General features: G+C 48.9%; 17 protein-coding genes. 8 read left to right on the top strand and 9 right to left on the bottom strand.

Annotated elements, in window-relative coordinates:
* Positions 1-24: 24 nt before the first annotated feature.
* Together ACN4EG_RS02510 and ACN4EG_RS02505 are read right to left on the bottom strand one after the other, a co-directional pair.
* Positions 25-660, bottom strand: a complete 636-nt coding sequence (locus ACN4EG_RS02510; RefSeq protein WP_431627578.1) for an alpha/beta hydrolase — start codon at positions 658-660, stop codon at positions 25-27.
* Positions 661-686: 26 nt separating this feature from the next.
* Positions 687-1,022, bottom strand: coding sequence for an antibiotic biosynthesis monooxygenase family protein (locus ACN4EG_RS02505; RefSeq protein ID WP_431627577.1), 336 nt, complete (start codon positions 1,020-1,022; stop codon positions 687-689).
* Between the two features lie 194 nt (positions 1,023-1,216).
* On the opposite strand from ACN4EG_RS02505, the gene ACN4EG_RS02500 reads away from it, so the two are divergent.
* From ACN4EG_RS02500 to ACN4EG_RS02480, 5 genes are all read left to right on the top strand, one after another.
* Positions 1,217-2,923, top strand: coding sequence for a DUF1565 domain-containing protein (locus ACN4EG_RS02500; protein ID WP_431627576.1), 1,707 nt, complete (start codon positions 1,217-1,219; stop codon positions 2,921-2,923).
* 435 nt (positions 2,924-3,358) lie between these two features.
* Positions 3,359-5,800, top strand: a complete 2,442-nt coding sequence (locus ACN4EG_RS02495; RefSeq protein WP_431627575.1) for a Tex family protein — start codon at positions 3,359-3,361, stop codon at positions 5,798-5,800.
* Positions 5,801-6,157: 357 nt separating this feature from the next.
* On the top strand, positions 6,158-7,603 hold the full coding sequence (locus ACN4EG_RS02490; protein ID WP_431627574.1) for a cytochrome P450: 1,446 nt from the start codon (positions 6,158-6,160) through the stop codon (positions 7,601-7,603).
* Positions 7,604-7,785: 182 nt separating this feature from the next.
* Positions 7,786-8,085 (top strand): YkvA family protein, encoded by a 300-nt coding sequence (locus tag ACN4EG_RS02485; protein ID WP_431627573.1) that lies wholly within the window; start codon positions 7,786-7,788, stop codon positions 8,083-8,085.
* Positions 8,086-8,409: 324 nt separating this feature from the next.
* Positions 8,410-9,111, top strand: coding sequence for a C40 family peptidase (locus ACN4EG_RS02480; RefSeq protein ID WP_431627572.1), 702 nt, complete (start codon positions 8,410-8,412; stop codon positions 9,109-9,111).
* Here ACN4EG_RS02480 and ACN4EG_RS02475 read toward each other — a convergent pair.
* The 6 genes from ACN4EG_RS02475 to ACN4EG_RS02450 form a co-directional block, all read right to left on the bottom strand.
* The gene (locus ACN4EG_RS02475) at positions 9,071-10,948 is read right to left on the bottom strand and encodes a M61 family metallopeptidase (RefSeq protein ID WP_431627571.1); all 1,878 of its coding nucleotides are present in this window, start codon (positions 10,946-10,948) and stop codon (positions 9,071-9,073) included. The genes ACN4EG_RS02480 and ACN4EG_RS02475 overlap by 41 nt on opposite strands.
* 90 nt (positions 10,949-11,038) lie before the next feature.
* A complete protein-coding gene (locus tag ACN4EG_RS02470) occupies positions 11,039-11,737 on the bottom strand; it encodes a Crp/Fnr family transcriptional regulator (protein ID WP_431627570.1) in 699 nt (232 codons plus the stop codon).
* Positions 11,738-12,019: 282 nt separating this feature from the next.
* Positions 12,020-12,862, bottom strand: coding sequence for a 3'(2'),5'-bisphosphate nucleotidase CysQ family protein (locus ACN4EG_RS02465; RefSeq protein ID WP_431627569.1), 843 nt, complete (start codon positions 12,860-12,862; stop codon positions 12,020-12,022).
* 160 nt (positions 12,863-13,022) lie between these two features.
* Positions 13,023-13,376 carry a DUF1257 domain-containing protein gene (locus tag ACN4EG_RS02460; protein ID WP_431627568.1) on the bottom strand — a complete coding sequence of 118 codons (354 nt, stop codon included), beginning with the start codon at positions 13,374-13,376 and terminating at the stop codon, positions 13,023-13,025.
* A gap of 157 nt (positions 13,377-13,533) precedes the next feature.
* Entirely contained in the window at positions 13,534-15,054 is a 1,521-nt protein-coding gene (gene ycf46 / locus ACN4EG_RS02455) for a stress-responsive protein Ycf46 (protein ID WP_431627567.1), read from the bottom strand.
* 109 nt (positions 15,055-15,163) lie between these two features.
* Positions 15,164-15,511 (bottom strand): hypothetical protein, encoded by a 348-nt coding sequence (locus ACN4EG_RS02450; protein WP_431627566.1) that lies wholly within the window; start codon positions 15,509-15,511, stop codon positions 15,164-15,166.
* Between the two features lie 470 nt (positions 15,512-15,981).
* Between ACN4EG_RS02450 and ACN4EG_RS02445 the strand changes: the two genes are divergently transcribed.
* The 3 genes from ACN4EG_RS02445 (at position 15,982) to purB (ending at position 19,178) form a co-directional block, all read left to right on the top strand.
* Positions 15,982-16,689, top strand: coding sequence for an SH3 domain-containing protein (locus ACN4EG_RS02445; protein ID WP_431627565.1), 708 nt, complete (start codon positions 15,982-15,984; stop codon positions 16,687-16,689).
* A 174-nt stretch (positions 16,690-16,863) separates the two neighbouring features.
* Entirely contained in the window at positions 16,864-17,664 is an 801-nt protein-coding gene (locus tag ACN4EG_RS02440) for an SH3 domain-containing protein (protein WP_431627564.1), read from the top strand.
* 218 nt (positions 17,665-17,882) lie between these two features.
* Entirely contained in the window at positions 17,883-19,178 is a 1,296-nt protein-coding gene (gene purB / locus ACN4EG_RS02435; protein ID WP_431627563.1) for an adenylosuccinate lyase, read from the top strand.
* A 359-nt stretch (positions 19,179-19,537) separates the two neighbouring features.
* Here the strand turns inward: purB and ACN4EG_RS02430 are convergent, their stop codons facing one another.
* Entirely contained in the window at positions 19,538-20,341 is an 804-nt protein-coding gene (locus tag ACN4EG_RS02430; RefSeq protein WP_431627562.1) for a hypothetical protein, read from the bottom strand.
* Between the last annotated feature and the right edge of the window lie 370 nt (positions 20,342-20,711).

Raw genomic sequence — 20,711 nt, 5'->3', positions numbered from 1 at the left:
GAATAGCAGCAACCCCAGCTTCAACTAGCCCAGCTTTAACAGGCTCAGGGGGTTTTTTAACTGTTTTTCCAGTTTTCGTAACCGTTGGTAGACCTCAGAAATCCGATCGCCATCAATCAGCACTTCTTTGGTCGGATATTTTTCCAAGACTTCTAAGACCGAGAGTTTGCCATCATCCTGGACGGATAGGGTCAACGCGGCTCGTAGGGCTTGGCGATCGGCCACTCCCGCAGGATTGTAGATCGCAGTACTCAGTTCATCAAGCAAACGATCTCCGATCGGGCTATTCAACACCCGATCGGCCAATTTTTTATCCAGCTTCACCGTATCCGTCAAGCTTTGACGCACTTGGGCCGGATCGCGTTTCGCCAACTTCAGGTGTGCAGCGAGGGCTGGGGACTGGGTACCCGTTTTGCCAAATTCACTTAAGTCCTGGACTGGGATCGACTCCCGCAGGATACTGTACTTCACAATCGCCGTTTCTGCGGCCTGTGCTGGAAAGCTCCCTGCCCATAATAGACTGAAGCCGATCGGACAACCGCATACCAGTGCTAAGATTCGCCCCCAACCCTGCAATTGGTTCCGTTGTACCCTTCCAGGAAGATTCCTGTCACGGGCTACAACGGGCAAGGGAACGATGGGTTTCTGCTGTCCGATCATGCTGACACCTCTCTAGAACAACACCGCTAGGAGGCCAACACCTCCGACGGGACGACCTCGCTCACAACTTCATACTCGCGATTTTCTGGGCGGCTGGCAAACAGCGGAGCCATTTGCTTGAGAATCGCTTGATGCACCGCCGTATCATGGGCCGCCATCGCCGCTTCGTCATCCCATAAAATCACCGAGATGCCCCGATCGCTGCCTTGCTCCCGGAGCAAATAGGCTCCACAAAAGCCCTCCCCATAGGTATCTACCGCCTCTTGGTAGAGCCTTTGGGCTTCTTCAAATTTGCCCGGTTGGAATTCAGCGATCGTGACCCGAGCGAGCTTATGGGTTAAACAGTCGCGAAAGTCTTGCATAAGGTTCCCTCCAAAAATGAAGCGTGGGGAAGCAGTCATTCCCTTTCAAATTTTGATGGAGAATGCAGCCTTTTGTGAGATCAGGGGTATATTTCTTCAGAATCCCTATCCAGAATCCTGATGGGGAACCCAGACTTTTTTGTCGGGTCATTGACCACGAAACCACTCCAGCTTGTAGAAAAATTTAGAAACCTATGGCGAATCAGGGTAAGTCGATCGACGCAACCGCGATCGCGCAACAACCATCTCAACCCTCTTTTAGAGGTACTATCCCAGCATCGAACTCTGGAATATCCCTGCGCTGGATCGTCCTCGCGGGTCTTGCAGGATTGACCACCCTCTCGGCGATCGCCCCGGTACTGGCCAATCCGCTCCCGTTACCATTGACTCCAGCGCAACTGACCGCACAACTTCCGATTAGTGCTCCCATTCTCTACGTCAACTCCGCCCTCGGGCAGGATATCCCCACGGGGGGCAAAACCGATGCGACGGCCTTCAAAACCATCACCTATGCCCTGCAACAGGCGCAGCCAGGAACGGTCATCCAACTGTCCTCCGGCAGTTACACCAAAGATAGCGGCGAGGTCTTTCCGCTAAGGTTGAAATCAGGAATCATTTTGCGGGGGGATGAACCCAATAAGGGAACCACCACGACGATCATCGGCGGCGGCAGTTTCGTGAGTCCCACCTTTGCCAGCCAAAACATTACGATTCTTGCAGCTGAAAATAGTGAGATTCGCGGGGTCAATGTGACGAACCCCCTGAGTCGCGGTACAGGCATTTGGGTGGAGTCCAGCAATCCCACCATTACCAATTGCACCTTCACCTACAGTGCGCGGGAAGGAATTTTTATCACTGGCACCGCCAATCCCACGATTACCGATAGTGTGTTTCTGAAGAACCAGGGCAACGGGATTTCGATCGCGCGGACTGCCCAAGGTTTAATCCGCAATAACATCATGCAGGATACAGGCTTTGGGCTGGCGATCGGCGGGACTTCCACACCTCGATTGGAAAACAACCAAATTACCCAAAACCAAGACGGAATCTACATAAATGACTCGGCTCAACCCGTCCTGCGGGGCAACAGCATCCTGAATAATCAACGGGATGGAATTGTCGCAACGGTTAATGCAAAGCCAGATCTGGGAATTAATGGCGATGATGGCAACAACACCGTTCGCAACAACGCTAAGTTGGATGTGAATAATGCTGGGAGTCAAGAAATTTCTGCCATTGGCAACAACATTGACCCGAAGAAGATTAGTGGCAAAGTGATTCTGTTGGCAAAGGATACGGGTGTTCCGATCGACGACCCGATCGCAGGCCCCACAGACATCAAAGGTCACTGGGCAGAGGCATTTATCAAACAACTGGCAGCTAAAAATATCATTGCGGGCTTCCCCGATGGGACTTTTAAGCCGGAAGCCCCTGTAACCCGTGCTCAGTTTGCGGCCATTATCAACAAAGCCTTTAGCCCTGCCCCTCGCCGGAATGCGGTTGAATTTAGCGATGTCTCAACCAGTTTTTGGGGCTATTCAGCGATTCAAACAGCCTCAAAGGGAGGCTTTATGGCAGGCTATCCCGGTGGCTTGTTCAAACCGGAACAACGCATTCCTCGGGTGCAAGTGTTAGTGGCCTTGGCTAATGGACTGCAATACGGCGAGGGCAACGTATCCATCTTGGCAAAATATCAGGATGGCAATACGATTCCCAGTTATGCCACGAAGTTTGTGGCTTCGGCAACCCAGCGGCGAATTGTGGTGAACCATCCGAACCTCAACCTGCTGAACCCCAATCGAGAAGCGACTCGTGCAGAGGTAGCCGCCTTTGTTTACCAGGCATTGGTCAATGCAGGCAAGGCAGAGCCCATTTCTTCGACATTCATCGTCAATCCTTAAAATACACTGCCCGCTAAAATCGCCTAGAATCTTGAAATAAAAGCTAGATTCTGGCTAGTTTTCTATGTTTTTCAAATCAGGCTTGCCCATCAGACTGTTCAATCACTCTGGTGAACTGATAGCTCTTTTTCCCCCATCCCTCAGGCCCTCATTCTTCCATTCCTTTTCTCACTAGGGCCAAGGAACTCGGAACAAAAGTGTCGGGTCGAAAGCCCGCATCCTGCTCTGGGAAAGGGTTTGGGGTGACGGCAGATCAAGTTGGATCAGTCAATCAGGTCAATCACTCGTTAATCAAGCATCAGGCATTTTTTACCCCTTTCTTGTCTAGGTGACAGGAAAGGGGCTTATTAATGTCGCGATCGCCGAATTCAGCTTGATCGCAATTCGGTTGCTATAGTGATGTATTAGACTGTCAGTTTTCAACTTGCGTTTTTTATGATCGAGATTCCTAAGCTCCTTGCCGAAGAGTTGTCCCTCCGTCTACAACAGGTGGAGAGCGCCCTAGAACTGTTTGATGAAGGTGCAACGGTTCCCTTCATTGCGCGGTATCGCAAGGAACGCACGGGATCCATGGATGAAATTCAATTGCGGAATCTCTTTGACCGCTTTACTTACTTGACGGAATTGGAAGATCGCAAACAAACAATTCTGGAGTCGATCGAATCCCAGGGCAAGCTGACGGACGAACTGCGCACCAAGATCGTCAATTGTTTACAAAAGAATGAGCTAGAGGATTTGTACCTGCCCTACAAGCCCAAACGCCGCACCCGCGCCACGATCGCCCGCGAAAAAGGATTGGGAGACTTGGCTGAGTGGGTTAAAGCCCTGAATCAGCCCAACGTGGCAGAACAGAATATGCTGACGGAAGCAGCCAAATACCTCTCAGAAGAAAAGGGCGTCAAAACCGCTGAGGAAGCACTACAAGGAGCCTCGGATATTTTAGCGGAGGAAGTGGCGGAAAATGCGGATTACCGCGTCTATGTCCGGGAATTCCTGCTGGATACGGGGGTATTGGTTTCCCGCGTGAAGGACGATTACCCCGAAGGCACGACGAAATTTGAAATGTACCGGAGCTATCAAGCCAAGGTGAAAGCGATCGCGCCCCACAACTTGCTAGCGCTGTATCGCGGCGAGTCAGAGGGAATTGTCGATTTTGAACTGACTTTTGAAGAAGAGCAAGTTCTGGCTTACTTAGAAACGGAAGTGATTCGCACTAAGGTACGATCACTGCGGGACTTTTATCGATCGATGATTAAGGATGCCTTTAATCGGTTGATGAAGAATTCGCTGATTAGCGAAGTCCGATCGCAGAAAAAATTGGAAGCAGATATCGAGTCCATTAAGACCTTCGAATCGAATCTGCGGGAATTGCTGCTGTCAGCTCCGGCAGGAATGCAGCCAACATTAGCGATCGACCCTGGATTCCGGACGGGCTGTAAGGTCGCAGTCCTGGATACCACAGGTAAATTTCTGCAATACCAAGCGGTCTTTCCCCATACGGGTGCAGAAAAACGCAAACAAGCCGCGATAATGTTGAAGCAACTGATCCAGGAACATCAGATTCAATTGATCGCGATCGGCAATGGAACCGCTAGCCGGGAAACCGATGAATTCGTCGGTGAAGTGATTGGCGAATTGGAACATAAACCGATCAAAGTCATCGTGAATGAATCCGGCGCGTCCATTTATTCCGCCAGTGATGTGGCGATCGCGGAATTTCCTGACCTCGATGTGACGGTGCGGGGCGCGATTAGCATTGGTCGGCGACTCCAGGATCCCCTAGCGGAACTGGTGAAGATTGACCCCAAATCGATCGGGGTGGGACAGTATCAACATGATGTCGATCAAAAACTACTCAAACGTAAGCTAGATGAAACCGTTGAGAGTTGCGTTAACTATGTTGGAGTTGACCTAAATACCGCTTCCAAGGAATTACTCACCTTTGTGTCTGGAATTTCTACAACCATTGCTAACAACATTGTGGCCTATCGTAATGAAAAGGGCGCATTCCGCGATCGGAAGGCACTGCTCAAGGTTGCAAAATTAGGCCCAAAAACCTATGAACAGGCAGCCGGATTTCTACGAATTCGCGAGGGCAGCAATCCCCTAGACAACACAGCAGTGCACCCGGAAAGTTATGGACTGGTAGAAGCGATCGCAAAAGATTTAGGCGTGCCACTGACGGAAACGAGTAAGATTGCAGGACAATTGCAAGCTAACCTGAAGAAATACATCACCGAAACCATTGGGGAGCCGACCCTGCGAGATATCGTCAGCGAGTTGGAGAAACCAGGTCGAGATCCCCGCGCAGAGTTCAAATACGCAACATTTCGGGAAGATATTAAGGAAATTACCGATTTGCAAGTGGGAATGGAGTTGGAGGGCATTGTCACCAATGTTGCCAATTTCGGAGCCTTTGTCGATATTGGAGTACACCAAGACGGATTGGTGCATGTGTCGCAGTTAGCCGATCGCTTTGTTAGTGATCCGAAACAGATTGTGAAGGTGGGACAGGTGGTGAAGGTACGGGTTTTAGAGGTAAATCCGGCGTTGAAACGAATCGGGCTATCGATGCGATCTCCCGACGGCACGAACAACCAACCCCATAGAGATCGCCAAGCGAACGATCGGCAATCGAAAGTTCAACCACCTAGCGATCGTTCCCCAGGCCGTCCGCAACCACGATCGCAGGCTCAATCCCATCATCAATCCAAAGCAGTAGACCAAGCGAAGCCCCAAGGAAGCACTGCCCAAGGGGGCACTAAAGCTCAAACACCCAAGAAGGCTACGGAACCGAAACCAGACGAGAAACCGGAAAATCCCAGTCAGGCCAATTCCCTAGAAGCACTGAAGGCGAGGTTTGGCCGTAAGCTATAGCCCAGCAAGTTATCTTGACATACTCCCCCGTTTAGAAAACGGGGGATCCTAAGGACTCAAACAGCAGATGCAGGCTGAGCCTAGCTAATAACTGCCTAATCCGACCGTGGATGCCCAACGGTTGTAACAGAGGGCAGTAATCAAGCTAGCTGTAAAGTAACGACTGCTAAAAACTAGCAGCCCCCGAAAAATAACAATCGGGAACTGATGTCAAGCTTGTTAATGGATCCCGATCGATTTAATTGTCAAACTTATAGTCCTAACCAAAATTTTTTAACCTCTAACTAGAGTATGAGAAGGAATCGAGTCTTGATTGATATAGTGATGACACATGACACAGTGTAGGAAGGCTTTTGCATGGAACTTAAGAGTGTGAACGACTCTACAGTAAGCAGCGCTACTCTAGAAAATACAGCCGGAAACAACTCTTCACTCAACCGCGTTTCCAGCGCACCTCTCCAGCAACTTCTTGACTGGATTATTGATCCAGTGCTCTATCAAGTTCAAGGTCGTCAGCAGTATGGAGATTTTTTTACCGCTACTCTGAGTGGTTTAGGCTCCATGGTAATCATCAGCGATCCCAAGATGATTCAAGAAATTTTGAGCTACGATGCTAATAAATTTGACATTGGTCGCGGGAACACCATCATTGCGCCTTTGTTGGGCATGAGTAACCTCTTGATGCTGGATGGCGAGGCCCATCGCAATAAACGCAAACTGTTAATGCCCTCCTTCCATGGCGAACGTCTGCAAACCTATTCCCAGCAGATTGAAGACATCATTACCAACATCACCCAGCAATGGCAACCCGGAAAACCTTTTGGAATGCTGACGGCCATGCGTCAGATGAGCCTAGAGGTTATTGTCCAAGTGGTGTTTGGGCTACGGGAAGGCGATCGCTACGAACAGTTGAAACCACTCCTGCGAGCATGGCTGCATGTACTGGATTCACCCCTGCGAGCCAGTCTAATTTTCTTCAAATTTTTGCAACAGGATTTTGGGGCTTGGTCGCCTTGGGGACGGATTCAGAAACGGCAACGCCAACTCCATGATTTGCTGCAAGCCGAAATTGATGAGCGTCGTGCGGTAGGGGATACCGGGCAGTCGGATATCCTAAGCCTATTGATGGCCGCACGGGATGAAAATGGTCAAGGTATGGATGACGAGGAACTGCGGAATGAGTTGCTCATGCTTTTGCTAGTCGGCCATGAAACCACGGCCATCAGTATGGCTTGGATGTTTCACCAGGTCTATCAAAATCCTGCCATCCTCGATCGTCTTCGCCAAGAGATTGCTAGCTTAGGCGACAATGCCAATCCACTCGCGATCGCGCAGTTGCCCTATCTAACCGCGATTTGTCAGGAAACCCTACGGATGTATCCAGTAGCGCCATTACTATTTCCGCGCATTCCCAAAGAACCCATCACGATCGCTGGCCAGACCTTTACCGAAGGAACGCCTCTGGTGCCTAGTATTTACCTAGTGCACTACCGCGAAGATTTATACCCTAGCCCCAACGAGTTTCGCCCAGAGCGCTTCTTAGAGCGACAATATTCTCCATCGGAATATTTACCCTTTGGCGGTGGCAATCGTCGCTGCCTTGGCTATGCCCTAGCCCAAATGGAAATGAAGTTAGCCCTCGCCCATATGGTACAGCGTTATGAAATGCTGGTCACCGATCCGCTTCCAGTCAAAATCCATCGACGGGGCTTCACCTTTGCACCCCAAACCGATGTGGGCATGGTGGTAACAAGCCGTCGAAAGGTGTCTACCCCCGTTTCTGCTAGCTCGGCTCGCTTATAGTGAGAAGAGTTTGAGGGGCTGGTCGATCGAGCCATGGGGAGGAAAATCAAGCCCTAACTACTCCAGTGAGGTTTTCTACACCGGAATGCCTACGGAGAACCGCCCGGAAATTCCTCGAAATTCTTGGGTACGTTTGCGAAGATGACGGTGTAAGCAAACAACACAACCCAAGGATTTCATCGATGGCCAGCTTTTCCCTAGAATCTATCTACAACTGGTACCGCAATCTAGTCGCAAATCCTAAATATCGCTGGTGGGTGATTGGCGGAACGATGCTGTATCTCCTCAGCCCGATCGATATTGCACCGGATTTCCTGCCATTCATTGGTCAGATTGATGATGCAGTGGTGATCACATTGCTAGCAACGGAAATGGCACAATTGTTGAAAGATCGCGCTGCTAAGGTAAAACAACAAAAGGCGGAGAAAGCAACCACTGCTGCCAACGCTGTAGTAGATGCAGAAGTAGTAGAAGTGAAGTAGGTCAATGATTGATGGGTACACTGCGATCGTAATTTCAATCACGATTAGCAAATAAAGTTTCTGAATACGATCTCGCCCCCTTAATTTCTAGGCCATGAACTGCCGGAGATGAGGGGGATTTTTATGGGTTCACGGGCTAGGTGACAAAACTAGACAATTTGACAGACTTTTAGCAAAAACTTACGGGCCCTCAGTCGTTTCCCACAATGACTTCTTTGTAGATGGGTTCGTCGATGGATGGGTAGGTGAATGAATCAGAGATATTATTTCGTGGCAAATCCTTTACCAGTTATAATCTCACCAGAGATGAATCAGAATGGTGATATGTCATTGGACAACGAGCTCGATCGCCCCAGCGAAATTTCCTACGCTGCACTGCAACTTACAATTCAACCCGGTGATGTTTTAGTCTTTTCGGGTAGCGACATTCCCTCCAATGTTGTTAAAATTGCAACTCAATCCGACCATGTTCATGTTGCTATTGTCTTTTCAGTCGATCGGACTAATGATGAAGGCGATAACATTCTAATTGCCGAATCCCACATTGATACCAGTCTCCCCAGCGTTGGGACAGGTCAACAGAACTTTGGAGCCCAACTACAATGGCTGTCCCATCGTATCGCCGCTAGTCAAACTCCGGCACGCTGGGCAGCCCTCCATCCTCCTTTGACAGAATCCGAAATTCTCCATCTGCAATCCTGGTTATGGGAGATTGAACAGCAAAAAATCCCCTACGACTTTGTTCAAGCGATCGGAGCAGGCATGGATGTCATGGATGAAATCTGCGGAGGCAATGTTCAAGATTTATCCGCTCTGTTTTGCTCAGAACTTGTGACCTATGCTCTCCAACGAGTCCACCGCATCGATGCTAGCATCAATCCCTCTGAACAGACTCCAGCAGATGTCATGCAATTTCCCTGCCTGTATCCTCCTATTCCGATCATCAATCCCCCCCTATCAGCTATTACAGTCGTCGCCAATGCCCTTATTGCAAATCCCCCAGAGATTCCCCCAGCCAACCTGTAAATAAGGTCTCCTGCCGCTCTGTCGGCAACTCAACTGGCACAATTTTAAACTGGGTCGGTTGGGGTTCAGCTAACCTCACTTGCGCCGTTTGTAGTTCATCTTGATGGAAGAATGTGACTTCTATGCCATCGCCTGCCTGCGCGGATTGGAGGCGATCGTTAACTTCGTCTACCGTTGCTCGCAGCCCATCGATCGCAATTAGTTCATCACCCGCATCTAATCCCGCTAACTGTGCTGGGGAATTAAATGCTACCGACTTGACGATCGTCCGATTCTGCTCCGTCACGATCCGCGCCCCCCAAGTTGGCGCGAGTCCTTTCTCCACATTAGACTCTAACTGTAAGCCAAAGTCTTGAAAATAAGCCCCAAAATCCAGTTCATCTAGTCCATGCAGATAGCGATCGAACAAGTCCGTTAAATCAGCTCCCGTCACCGACTCAATCAGCGATTTTGCATCCTGTGGTGTAAAGCCCACCTCATCTTTACCAAACCGTTCCCACATCATCCGCATCACATCATCAAAAGATTTTTGATTATGATGGCGTTTACGAATTTCTAAATCTAGCAACAGCGTTACCATTGCCCCCTTTAAGTAATAAGAAATCTGAGAATTGGGCGTATTCGAATCTGGTCGGTACAGTTTAATCCAGGCATCAAACCCTGATTCACTTAGCGGTTGCACAAATCGTCCCAACGTTGTGAGATAGCGGGTAATCTCTTGACTCAAATATTTGAGGTAGGTTTTGGCACCATAAATGCCCGCACGCAATGGCAATAGGGTGTCATAATAACTAGTAACACCTTCACAAAACCATAAGGAAGGCGTGTAATTTTCCTGATCATAATCAAAGTTTTCCAATGCTTTAGGCCGAATGCGCTTGACATTCCAAAGATGGAAAAATTCATGGGCCACTAATTGTAGAAACGATTCATAATCCTTCTGCTTCCTAAACCCATTACGATCATAAATTAGTGAACAACAATCCTTATGTTCTAAGCCACCATAGCCTTTGGTGAGGTGCAAAAGGAACACATAGCGATCGTAGGGCAACCCTCCAAACATCTTGGCTTCTGTTTCGATAATCTTTTGGGTATCTGCAATTAATCGCTCAGGATTTAGGTTTCCCTTGCCCCAAATCACCCATTGGTGACGTTTGCCCAAGACTTCAAAGTCAAATTGTGTCTGCAATCCAATTTCGAAGGGACTATCAACCAACGTGTCAAAATCCCGTGCCAGATAGATATTCTCTGCGATCGCAGGCAATGCCGTTGCTACTCGCCAATCCGGACTGGGGGGCACGATAGTGACTTCGATCGCCTGCGTTTGATAACCCGGAATATAGAAAAATGTAGCTGCCCCATTAAAGTATCCATGGGTACGATCGAGATGATTGGTACGAACCGTTAACTCGTTAGCATAAACCCGGTAACGAATCACGATCGAAGATTGAGATTGAGTCTGAACTCGCCAATGATTTTTAGCTAATTTTTGAAACGCTAATTGTTCGCCCAAGTCCGTTACTGACTCAAAATTTTGGATATGCCGAGAATACTCCCGCACCAAGTAGGAACCGGGAGTCCACACAGGCATCTTCACATCTAAAGTCTCCTGCCCCCACCCCGTAACCTTTAATGTCACCTCAAATAAGTGATTGGCAGGCTGGGGCATCGCCACTTGGTAGTGCAGCTTTAATGGCGAAACCATTCCGATCGGAAACTCGTCTGCGGGATTTCGATCCTGGGCCTTCGTTTCCCAACAGCATGGCATTGAGGTGTAGACGAGTTCTTCTTGACCCATGAAAAACACTCCGACAAGACGAATATATGTATCCATCATGCCGCAGGGATTTCCTCCGTGGCTACCGTTCTAAGGAAGAACCGCAAGATTTCTTCCACGCCAATCACCTACCCCTTAGCGTATCTACCCCTAGCCTCCATTAGCCTTTTGCAAAACTTGGTGCAACTGCTTCAAATTGGGAAGATGCATCGTATGCCGTTCCGCATCAATTTTGACCCAACCCTTCTCCGTCAGCTTCACCAGAATTTTGGCCGCTTCATCGGCATTAATATCAGAAACATCCGCTAAATCCTTAGCAGCAATATTAAAAATCTCCATTCCCGTCCCCGACGGTTGCCCATAGGCTTCAGCCAGTGCCACCAGCGTATGGATCAGCTTAATTGCAGGGGGTTGATCCCGCAATTGGAACCGAAGATTGGTTTGGCGCAGCCGACGCACCATCAGTTGCAACATCCGATGATGCAATTGTGGATCTTTAAACAGAGTTTGGATAAACCGCTGCGCTGCAATACTAAGGAGCTTAACCGGAGTGAGTGCAATCACATCCGTCGATCGAGGGGACTCATCCAAAACGGCCATTTCTCCGAAGAAATCCCCTTTACCTAGAATCGCTAAAGTGGCAACATCTTCTCCAGTACCCGAGTGACGCCGCACCTTGACCCATCCCGACAGGACAAAATAGACGGCATTTCCCCAGGCATCTTCCATCAAGACAGCGCGACCTGAAGGATATTCATGCTCAACAGCAACAGACAGCAACCAATCCAAAGTTTCCGGATTAGCAGCGGCGAGAAGGGGAAACAATTCACTGATAACTTCGGTTTGCATGGAAGCGGTTCAGGGCGAAAAAAGCGGATGTGGGGCCTGAATCAAAGTTAATTTTCTCACTACAAACAACCAATGGGTCTCTGCATAACAGAGGAAACCGTGGCTGTGTTGCATTGAGCAAACTTTATCTAGGATGGCAGTCATCCTATCAATCCCATGCTTGAGAATTTACGGATCCTCAGTTATGAGTCGATACAGGCTGCTCCTGACTTTATTGTGCCCCGAATCCCAAATAAAAATTGCATTGCCCCTAAGTCCACCCGATCGGGTGAGCCATTAGGATCAAACGCTAGCATTAACAGCCCCTGCCAAAGCAGGCAGCAAACCGTTTACCACTGGAGGCCAACCAATCACGATCGGTTGCAGATGTGCCAAAGTCTCTGGCTGAATTTGGTCAGTCGCATACCCGATCGACTGTCCAGATAAATCACAACATTGCAATCCAGCCGCCCGCGCGATCGCGATGGGTGCAACCGTATCCCAAACCTTAACCCGCTGATTAAAGTAGACATAGGCACCCGCCTGTCCCTGAAGCACTTCTAGAACCTTCAGTCCAAAACTACCAGGACGTTGCCAGAATTCAACTTGGGGTAACTGGATTTGAATGGCCGCACCATAATTCTGTAAATCCTTATAGCCAATAATCAGTCGCTGACTTTGTTGCACGGGATGGGGCATCAAGGGATACTTTTCGAGATCTCCTTTGCGTTGCCACAATCCCAGTTCCGGTCCCCCAAAATACAGCACGTCGTATTCTGGGGCATAAATCCAGCCAGCCAAGGGTTCACCTTGCAATGCTCCCACCATCACCGAATAGTCTGGATCACCATTCATAAAGTCCTGGGTTCCATCTAAGGGATCCACGCACCAGATTCGTTGGGTCAAATTATGAAAACCTTGCAGAGAGGCTGTATTTTCCTCAGTGACTAGACTGTCCTCTGGCAGAAGGCAACCAAATGCTTGAGTGAGTTGCTCATCTAAAGCCCGATCGACATCGGTCACATAATCTCCTGGCCCCTTTTGATAGATTTCAAACCCTTGAGCCGCCAAGTGTTTAGCAGATTGACCACAGTCCCGCACAATCTGATTAATTCTGGCAACGAGATCCTCAGTTAATGGTTGCATGATGACTATCCCAAACTCAAAAAGGGTAGGCGTTACATTGACTGTTTAACCCTAACATTCCATCGCCCAAAGTACAGCGGAGACACCCGATCGGGCATCTCCGCCAGAGAAAACGGGCTAACCATTGGCTAACCCGTCAGCTTGGGAACGCGCAGAGAAACTATTTTTGCAGAACCAACTTAACGTTGGCATTGCTCAAACCAGGCCGCTTAACTTCCGCAAGGGTCTTATTGACAGCGTACTTCTGGTTAATGGAATTGATCAGTTCCGTTTGGTTGTGCTTCTTGGCTACACCCCAAAGATCGGCAATCAGATCGAAGGTGCCATCAGCATTCCGAGACCAGCCAAGGTCATACTCACCGTCCAGAACAGCCACAATGTCTGCCCGAACCCGCTGACCATTGTATCCGCGAACATCTGCTTCACTCTTCACGTTGATGCCGAGGTCGCGCAGAGAGTTCTTCAGGATTTCAGCATCGGTGATCTTGGTGCGCAGAGTGCTAAAGTGAGACATGAGAGTTTCCTCCGTGGAAATTTGCAAACAACGACAACAGTGTCAAAGGAACAGTGTCAAAAGCATTTAGCTATTGGGAAGTAGCTAGTGGCTTTGTTTGTTACATGCTAGCTCTTGTGAACTAGCCTCCCTCCTGTTGGGAACCAGGAGAAAGCTTTTAGAACTCCAATCGCTGGTATTCCGCGATGGAGGCTGCTGCCGGACGGGCACGCTGTCTAGCCCAGTCCCGAAGCGCAGTCACTTGCTCAGTCATCGTCTTGGACAGCGGCATCGTAGCGCGACAGGCCGCAATGATGTCCAACTGAGTAAACTCTCGATCCTGAGCAAAAGCTTCATACATAGCAGCAATCAAAGCTTGTTCAATCTCAGCGCCGGAGAACCCTTCGCACACATTCGCGAGTTGTTCTAGATCAAAGCGATCGATGTCTCGGCGACGTTTAAGGAGATGAATTCGAAAAATATCCTGCCGTTCGTCCGCATTGGGCAAGTCAACAAAGAAGATTTCATCAAAGCGGCCCTTGCGGAGAAACTCACCGGGCAGCCGTTCGACTCGGTTGGCAGTGGCCATCACAAAAACCGGAGAAGTCTTTTCCTGCATCCAAGTTAAAAAGGAGCCAAAAATCCGGCTAGAGGTACCCCCATCGGAATCAGCAGATCCGCCCGCCCCTCCAAAGGCTTTATCTAATTCATCGATAAATAGAATGGCTGGCGAAATCGATTCCGCAGTTTTCAGGGCACTGCGCAGGTTAGCTTCAGACTTACCCACCGTCGAACCGTCATAAACCCGTCCCATATCAAGACGCAACAAGGGTAATCCCCATAGCTTGGACGTCGTTTTCGCAATGAGGGATTTTCCGCAACCTGGAACTCCCAAAATCAGCATCCCTTTGGGCTGGGGTAAACCATATTCTCTAGCTCGCTCAGTAAAAGCATTGGAGCGTTGCTTCAGCCAATGCTTCAACTCTTCTAAGCCACCCACCGCGCTAATCGTTTCATCTTCCTCAATATATTCAAGGATGCCATTACGACGAATCAGTTGCTTTTTCTCAGACAGAACAATGTCAACCTCTTCTTCAGTCATTCGACCCGCTGTGACATAAGCCTTACGGTAAACCTTTTCAGCTTCGTCTCGGGTCAGCCCCAATGCTGCTTTCAGTAGCTTTTCCCGACTTTCGGTGGAGAGCCGTCGATCGCGAGGGGAGACCAATTGCCTTGAGAGAACATCATTTAACTCTGCCATGGAGGGAAGAGCAAAATCGATGACCACGACTTCTTTTTCTAGCTCGATCGGCACCTGCTGTACCGGAGACATGAGAATGATGGTCTTCTGGGTTCCTTTAAAGGCTGCAATTGCATCCCGAATCCAACGGACAACCTCTGCACTACCCGTACCGTCATGGAGAAAGGGGTGGAGATCTTTAAAGATGAAAATAGAAGGGTCGGATTGGCGAATTGCACTTGCGATCGCCTGCTGGGGGGGAATGGTACCTGGTTGAGGCGGTTGACCTGCACGTCCATACTGAACCATCCCTTGGGTTAACGTCCAGCTATAAACTGTTCGCTCCAACTTATTCTGAGCAATCTCTGAAATTGCTTGCTCCGCTCGTTCCTCTTCGGAAGTTACAAGATAGATGAGCGGGTATTGAGCTTGGATGAGAACACTGAGTTCTTCTTGCATAGACGATCCACCACAAAGTTAGGGATGTTGCAGAGAATGCAATGAACAAAGCAACCCAGACTAGACCTTGGAAGGATTCAACAAAGCCGAGGCTGTCGAATCCTCCGCACTAACAGGGTACCAACGCCTCTTCACTCTGACCTGAAACAAGTTCGGCACTTGTAACTGCATCAAGTGAAAGCGCAGTCTCCTGAACAGCTCCAGGCTGTTGCCCTAGAGTCACCATTTCCCCTTCCCGCATGACCAAAGACGATTGACACTCTGGGCAAGCGTACACACGATGAGTCTGACCTTGAACTGCTTCCACCGATTCCACCACCTCAGGGTGGGTCAGGTAAAAACAAATCGCTTTTTCTGCCAGGGAAGACATGGGTTCAGCATCGACAGCAGCACGGATTTTGAGTTGGCGATGCAGGTCAGAGGGGAGATATAACGTAACTTTCTGCTTATCTTGCATATAACTTCAAATCGTTTTACCCGGGTATGAATATTACCCTATCGATTGTACAGGAAGCTGTCAAGACAGAATACCGTTTTGACGTCAATATCGAAACATATGTTTACAAAACCCGTTTAAACAACGGCTGATACCTGATTTTTCACTCGACCTTTTCTCAACGCTTAGGCTTTCTCGACACTAATTGTCTACGCCAAATTAGGAACCTGATTTTCTGACAGGTAGCTAGCGGATAAATTGGCGACATTATTTTCTCTCCTTCCGTAGAGGTACCGAACTTTCTTAGCGATTGCGTGAGGAAATAGGCGGTTTCTAGGTTCGAGTTTTCCGATAACTTTGGGCATACTGAGCACAGTTTTCTAGTGCATTGGAACAGCTCGGTGGGTTGATTGGTTCGAATAGATTGCTCACAGGCTAGTTCGAATGGATTCGTCACAGTATGAATTCGTCACAGTTAGGACAGGGTGAACATGAAATTGCAACTGCCATTGATTGTTGGGATGTGGTTTACAGCAGGCGTAACAATGTTGGGAGTTGGCTATGCGACTCTACGTCCGAAGCCATCCCAATCCTTTGATCCTAGAAACGCCTCCCCTGTCCAACTGGGAAAACTCAGCGATTGTCAGACCTTAGCAGCTGATCCTCAGCCATTGTTGAATGTGCGATCGACCCCTGCCGTTGGGCCCAGCAATATTGTGGGAACCGTCAAAAATGGGGTCAATTTAGTTGTAGTGGACGAGCGAGATGGTTGGTTAAAAATTAATTCACCCATGCCGGGTTGGGTTTACCGGAACTTGACGGTGACAACCTGTGATACATCAAGTAAACGCTCAGAATTATCTAGCTCGTCTTCCAGCCGTCAACTCATCGTGGAAGCCCAAGAGCAATGGCACGCCGGCAACCTTGCGGGAGCCGTCAACCGCCTCCGCCAAGTCCCTGTAGAGGATCCCGCTTACACTCAAGCAGAAAACTTGATGGGAAGTATGACTGTGAAGTGGAAACAAGCGGAGGATGCTTACAGCAAAGCCGAGGTTGCGATCGCGAAACGACGACCTCAAATGGTGTTGTCCATGATGAACGACTTGCCGGATATTCGCTATTGGCGCTCCAAAATGGCTCCTCTCGTGAAACAGGCGATCGAACAACAACCCATAACTCGTTCGGACATTAACCCGTAACTAGGGTCGCAGGATCGTTAAATCTCTCTATCGTAACTTGCGAGATTGAGCTGCCTCAGTGTGAAGGATCAAGTAAAGGGCAAAACTTCATGTCGTCTCAAGGTTCGGAAGACAATATCCTCCCTACCATAGCGATAGAGCTCTTCAATTGATCGTTTTTAGGAAGGCTGAAATATGGCATCTAAATCTACCTTAGTTGCTGCGGGGCTAACGGGGATTGCAGCAGTAACTGTAGGCACATTAGCGTTGGTTCAACCCAAACCCGAACCTTCGTCAACACCCAATCCAACATCGCTGCAATCTGCACCAGCGAATCGCGATGGTTCTATTTCTCCTAACTTGTCTCCATCCCCCTCTGCCAGTGCGAGTACAGGCACTTTGGCTCCCGATTCCACAGCAAATCCCACTGTGCTGCCGTCTTCGGTGCCACCTAGATCGACAGAGGCCACCATTCGCCAGCTTGAAAAGTGTAAAGTCACCATGGCCAAGGTGGACGATCCCAATCCGCCTAGCAATCTACGATCGCAACCTAATACTGACGCCTCAAGCACGATCGTAGGCCAGTTGAAGAATGGGACTTTTCTTACTGTGGTAGAAGAAAAAAATAACTGGTTCCGAATTTCTACCCCAGCTAAGGGTTGGATCTCGAAGTCTGTAGTGCAAAGTGGTTGCAATGAGAAAACTGAGCGAGTCAGTTTTGCCAAGGGGAGTACCCGCGCAGAAATTAGTGATGAATTTATCGGATCTGGAAGCCATATCTATCGGTTTCAACTGGCTCAAGGACAAACCCTAACCATTACCAGCCAGAAAGGCCCCCTCCCAGCCGTTTCGGATCCGAATGGTAAATTTATTACGGGGATGGAAGATCAACAAACCGCTTGGTCGCAGAAACTGACGATCGGGGGTGATTATCAAATTATTCTGGATTCCAATTTCAAAGGCTATAAATACCGTTTCCAAGTGGAAGCGCAATAGTTAGCTGTAAACAGTGCCGTTAAGTATGCATCTGATGAGCATCTATCTGGCAGGACGCAGATCTGGAAGAAGCCGAAACTTTGTGAGCGATCGTGGAGCTTATTGAGCAGATTACAGTTATCCCCTTTGCAGTGAGTGGGCAGGTTGGATACAACCTCGGACAAATTTCGGGCACCCATTGCCTTACAATGTGACGGTTGTATTTCTGAGACAGGACCTTGATCGAGCGTTATACACTGCCCGAAATGGGCGCAATCTGGAGTGACGAATATAAGCTACAAACCTGGTTGCAAGTGGAAATCGCAGTCTGCGAAGCCCAAGCTGAATTGGGTTACATTCCTCAAGATGCGGTAGACGAGATCAAGGCCAAGGCAAAGTTTGATATCAACCGCGTTCTGGAGATTGAGAAGGAAGTCAAGCACGATGTCATCGCCTTCTTAACCAATGTCAATGAGTACGTGGGCGATGCTGGTCGTTATATTCACCTAGGCATGACAAGTTCTGACATGCTGGACACAGCTCTAGCTTTACAGATCGTCGCCAGCTTGGATCTGATTATGCAAAAGCTGGAAGAATGCATCCAAGCAATCCGCTATCAAGCGCAGCAACACCGCGATACGGTGATGATTGGCCGCTCCCACGGCATCCATGCGGAACCCATGACCTTTGGCTTTAAGCTAGCTGGCTGGCTGGCAGAAATGTTGCGCAATCGCGATCGCCTCTGTGCCATCAAAAAATCGATCGCTGTAGGTCAAATTTCCGGCGCAGTCGGCACCTATGCCAACATCGATCCCAAAATTGAAGAACTGGCCTGTCAGAAGCTGGGCTTAGAGCCGGATGCGGCTTCGACTCAAGTGATTTCCCGCGATCGCCATGCTGAGTTTATGAATGGGCTGGCCTTGGTCACGGCATCGATCGAACGCTTTGCGGTGGAAATTCGCAATCTACAGCGCACAGATGTTTTGGAAGTAGAGGAATTTTTCTCCAAAGGGCAAAAAGGATCCTCAGCCATGCCTCACAAGCGTAATCCGATTCGATCGGAGCGCTTAACAGGAATGGCACGGTTAGTTCGTGGCTATGCGGTGGCTGCGTTGGAAAATGTGGCCCTCTGGCATGAGCGGGATATTTCCCACAGTTCCGTTGAACGGGTGGCCTTTCCCGATGCTTGCATCCTGACGCACTTTATGCTGGCTGAAATCACAGATCTAGTGAAGCACTTGCTGGTCTACCCAGACAACATGACTCGTAATATGAATCTTTACGGCGGTGTCGTCTTTAGTCAACGGGTACTGCTAGCGCTGGTGGGCAAAGGGATAAAACGGGAAGACGCCTACGCAATCGTTCAAGGTTGTGCCCACACGGAATGGAATGTGGAAGGGGGGAATTTCCGAGCCAAGATTGAAGCTAATGAGCAAGTTAAGGCAGCGTTGTCCCCTGAAGAAATTGCCGACTGTTTTGATGCGAAGCATCACTTAAAAAATCTTGACCAAGTCTATCAACGGTTAGGAATTTAGACCGTTCAGCACCGGCTAGTCGAAAAATCGGAGATAAAGGGAGATTGCACTGTCTTGATGTAATCTTCCTTAGCCCCCGCGCTATGCGCCGCTGACGCTAGAAAAAAGGGGGGAATTCGGCCAAATTCTTTCAAAGTCCCCCTTTTTCTTGGCGTAGCCTCTCCGCAAGACATAGGGGAATTTAGGGGGGGACGGAAGTCTGGCGAGTAAAAATATGATTGTCCTAACAATCTTAGCTACAGCTATATAAAGAAGCCCACGCCCATAAAAAAGCCGCAATCGTGAAATTGCGACCTATGGACAACTCAAATTTTCAACCAACTCTTTAACTCAATCATTTAGATCACAAGGCTGGTAATCTAAACAGCGCGTTGCATCACCCAGTTGTGTTCTAAGGTCTGCGTCCGTTGAGGCATAACCGAGACAGACTTGTTTTCTGGCATTGCAGCCACTTCAAACTTACCTGCATTGGATTTCTCGATCGGTTGTAAATTGCTTTGCAGGACTTCAAGTTGAGCAACCAATTGTTGTAATTGCAGTTGCAGATCTTGAATTTGAGTCACTGCTTCTTCTGGTTGTGCAGTCAGGGTTTGAGGCTCAACAGCCGCTATGTGGGATGCCCCGTAGCCAACTCGAGCAAAGCTCAGGAAACCTTGGGCAGCATGCAGAGGCGATACCGCAGCATGAACATTGACTGGCGGCATCTTGATGGGTGTCAGATCAACCTCAGCATCCGCTACAGCAAACGATCGAGCGGAGGTCACAGTTGCTGCTGAATTACCAGATTTGGCAACTGGAAGCGCTGGGGTTCCTGCTGACGGAGCCACTGATGCGGCATCATCTTCCAAGAAAAAGTCTAAACCAGACTTTAACAGGTGCGTATCTGAGAGAAGGGATTGCTGCAATTGGCGATCGCGTACTTCTAAATTTGTTTGTAAAGTCTGCAATTTCTGCTCCATCAAGTTCACTTTACGAGCAGATTTACGCCAGCCACTAACCGCTAAACCTGAGATTCCCAGCCCTACCATGGCTACACTTGCTAAACCTGCATAGGAAGCAGCAGAATTTTGGATCTCAGGGAGCGTCAGGGAACCCATCAAAGGAGCGCTTTTAGAGGTTACCTCAACGGACTCAGTGCTGGAGATAGCTGGAGAAACAGACATGAACGCAACACTTGCACCAGACAGCAAAACAGCAGGAACTAGGATGTTGCCGAAGAAAGTTCTAGACATAATGGGTAACTCTGAGTATCTAGGTATCTAGCAAGGTGGAGACAAACTGTTAAGAGAAAAGCGCTTCCGATGAACACCCTAAGAACAACGTCCAAGTCAGAACATTTCAGCCCAGAATCCTGTTGGAATGACGCTTAACCTTTGATACCAGATTAAGGGCTAATGCCTAGGTATATGTTGTAAATCCGATGAAGAATCCTTCCAACATAGACAAGTTTATGTAAATTCCCGGATTACACTCACTTAACAATACTGATGAATTAGGTTGAAAGCATTTCATATCAGCGATTTCCCAGGACTT

It is taken from the genome of Alkalinema pantanalense CENA528, from assembly GCF_050753345.1.
Taxonomy (GTDB): domain Bacteria; phylum Cyanobacteriota; class Cyanobacteriia; order Leptolyngbyales; family Leptolyngbyaceae; genus Alkalinema; species Alkalinema pantanalense.
Note: the sequence above shows the minus strand (reverse complement) of the source record. Positions and strands in the feature narration are given on the sequence as shown.

Excerpts from the sequence above, each read along its gene's own strand:
- ACN4EG_RS02500 (WP_431627576.1), top strand. The coding sequence starts at position 1,217 with ATGGCGAATCAGGGTAAGTCGATCGACGCAACCGCGATCGCGCAACAA.
- ACN4EG_RS02505 (WP_431627577.1), bottom strand. The coding sequence starts at position 1,022 with ATGCAAGACTTTCGCGACTGTTTAACCCATAAGCTCGCTCGGGTCACG.
- ycf46 (WP_431627567.1), bottom strand. The coding sequence starts at position 15,054 with ATGCAAGAAGAACTCAGTGTTCTCATCCAAGCTCAATACCCGCTCATC.
- ACN4EG_RS02430 (WP_431627562.1), bottom strand. The coding sequence starts at position 20,341 with ATGTCTGTTTCTCCAGCTATCTCCAGCACTGAGTCCGTTGAGGTAACC.
- ACN4EG_RS02490 (WP_431627574.1), top strand. The coding sequence starts at position 6,158 with ATGGAACTTAAGAGTGTGAACGACTCTACAGTAAGCAGCGCTACTCTA.
- ACN4EG_RS02450 (WP_431627566.1), bottom strand. The coding sequence starts at position 15,511 with ATGCAAGATAAGCAGAAAGTTACGTTATATCTCCCCTCTGACCTGCAT.
- ACN4EG_RS02485 (WP_431627573.1), top strand. The coding sequence starts at position 7,786 with ATGGCCAGCTTTTCCCTAGAATCTATCTACAACTGGTACCGCAATCTA.
- ACN4EG_RS02510 (WP_431627578.1), bottom strand. The coding sequence starts at position 660 with ATGATCGGACAGCAGAAACCCATCGTTCCCTTGCCCGTTGTAGCCCGT.
- ACN4EG_RS02495 (WP_431627575.1), top strand. The coding sequence starts at position 3,359 with ATGATCGAGATTCCTAAGCTCCTTGCCGAAGAGTTGTCCCTCCGTCTA.
- ACN4EG_RS02480 (WP_431627572.1), top strand. The coding sequence starts at position 8,410 with ATGTCATTGGACAACGAGCTCGATCGCCCCAGCGAAATTTCCTACGCT.
- ACN4EG_RS02440 (WP_431627564.1), top strand. The coding sequence starts at position 16,864 with ATGGCATCTAAATCTACCTTAGTTGCTGCGGGGCTAACGGGGATTGCA.
- ACN4EG_RS02465 (WP_431627569.1), bottom strand. The coding sequence starts at position 12,862 with ATGCAACCATTAACTGAGGATCTCGTTGCCAGAATTAATCAGATTGTG.
- ACN4EG_RS02460 (WP_431627568.1), bottom strand. The coding sequence starts at position 13,376 with ATGTCTCACTTTAGCACTCTGCGCACCAAGATCACCGATGCTGAAATC.
- ACN4EG_RS02445 (WP_431627565.1), top strand. The coding sequence starts at position 15,982 with ATGAAATTGCAACTGCCATTGATTGTTGGGATGTGGTTTACAGCAGGC.
- ACN4EG_RS02475 (WP_431627571.1), bottom strand. The coding sequence starts at position 10,948 with ATGATGGATACATATATTCGTCTTGTCGGAGTGTTTTTCATGGGTCAA.
- ACN4EG_RS02470 (WP_431627570.1), bottom strand. The coding sequence starts at position 11,737 with ATGCAAACCGAAGTTATCAGTGAATTGTTTCCCCTTCTCGCCGCTGCT.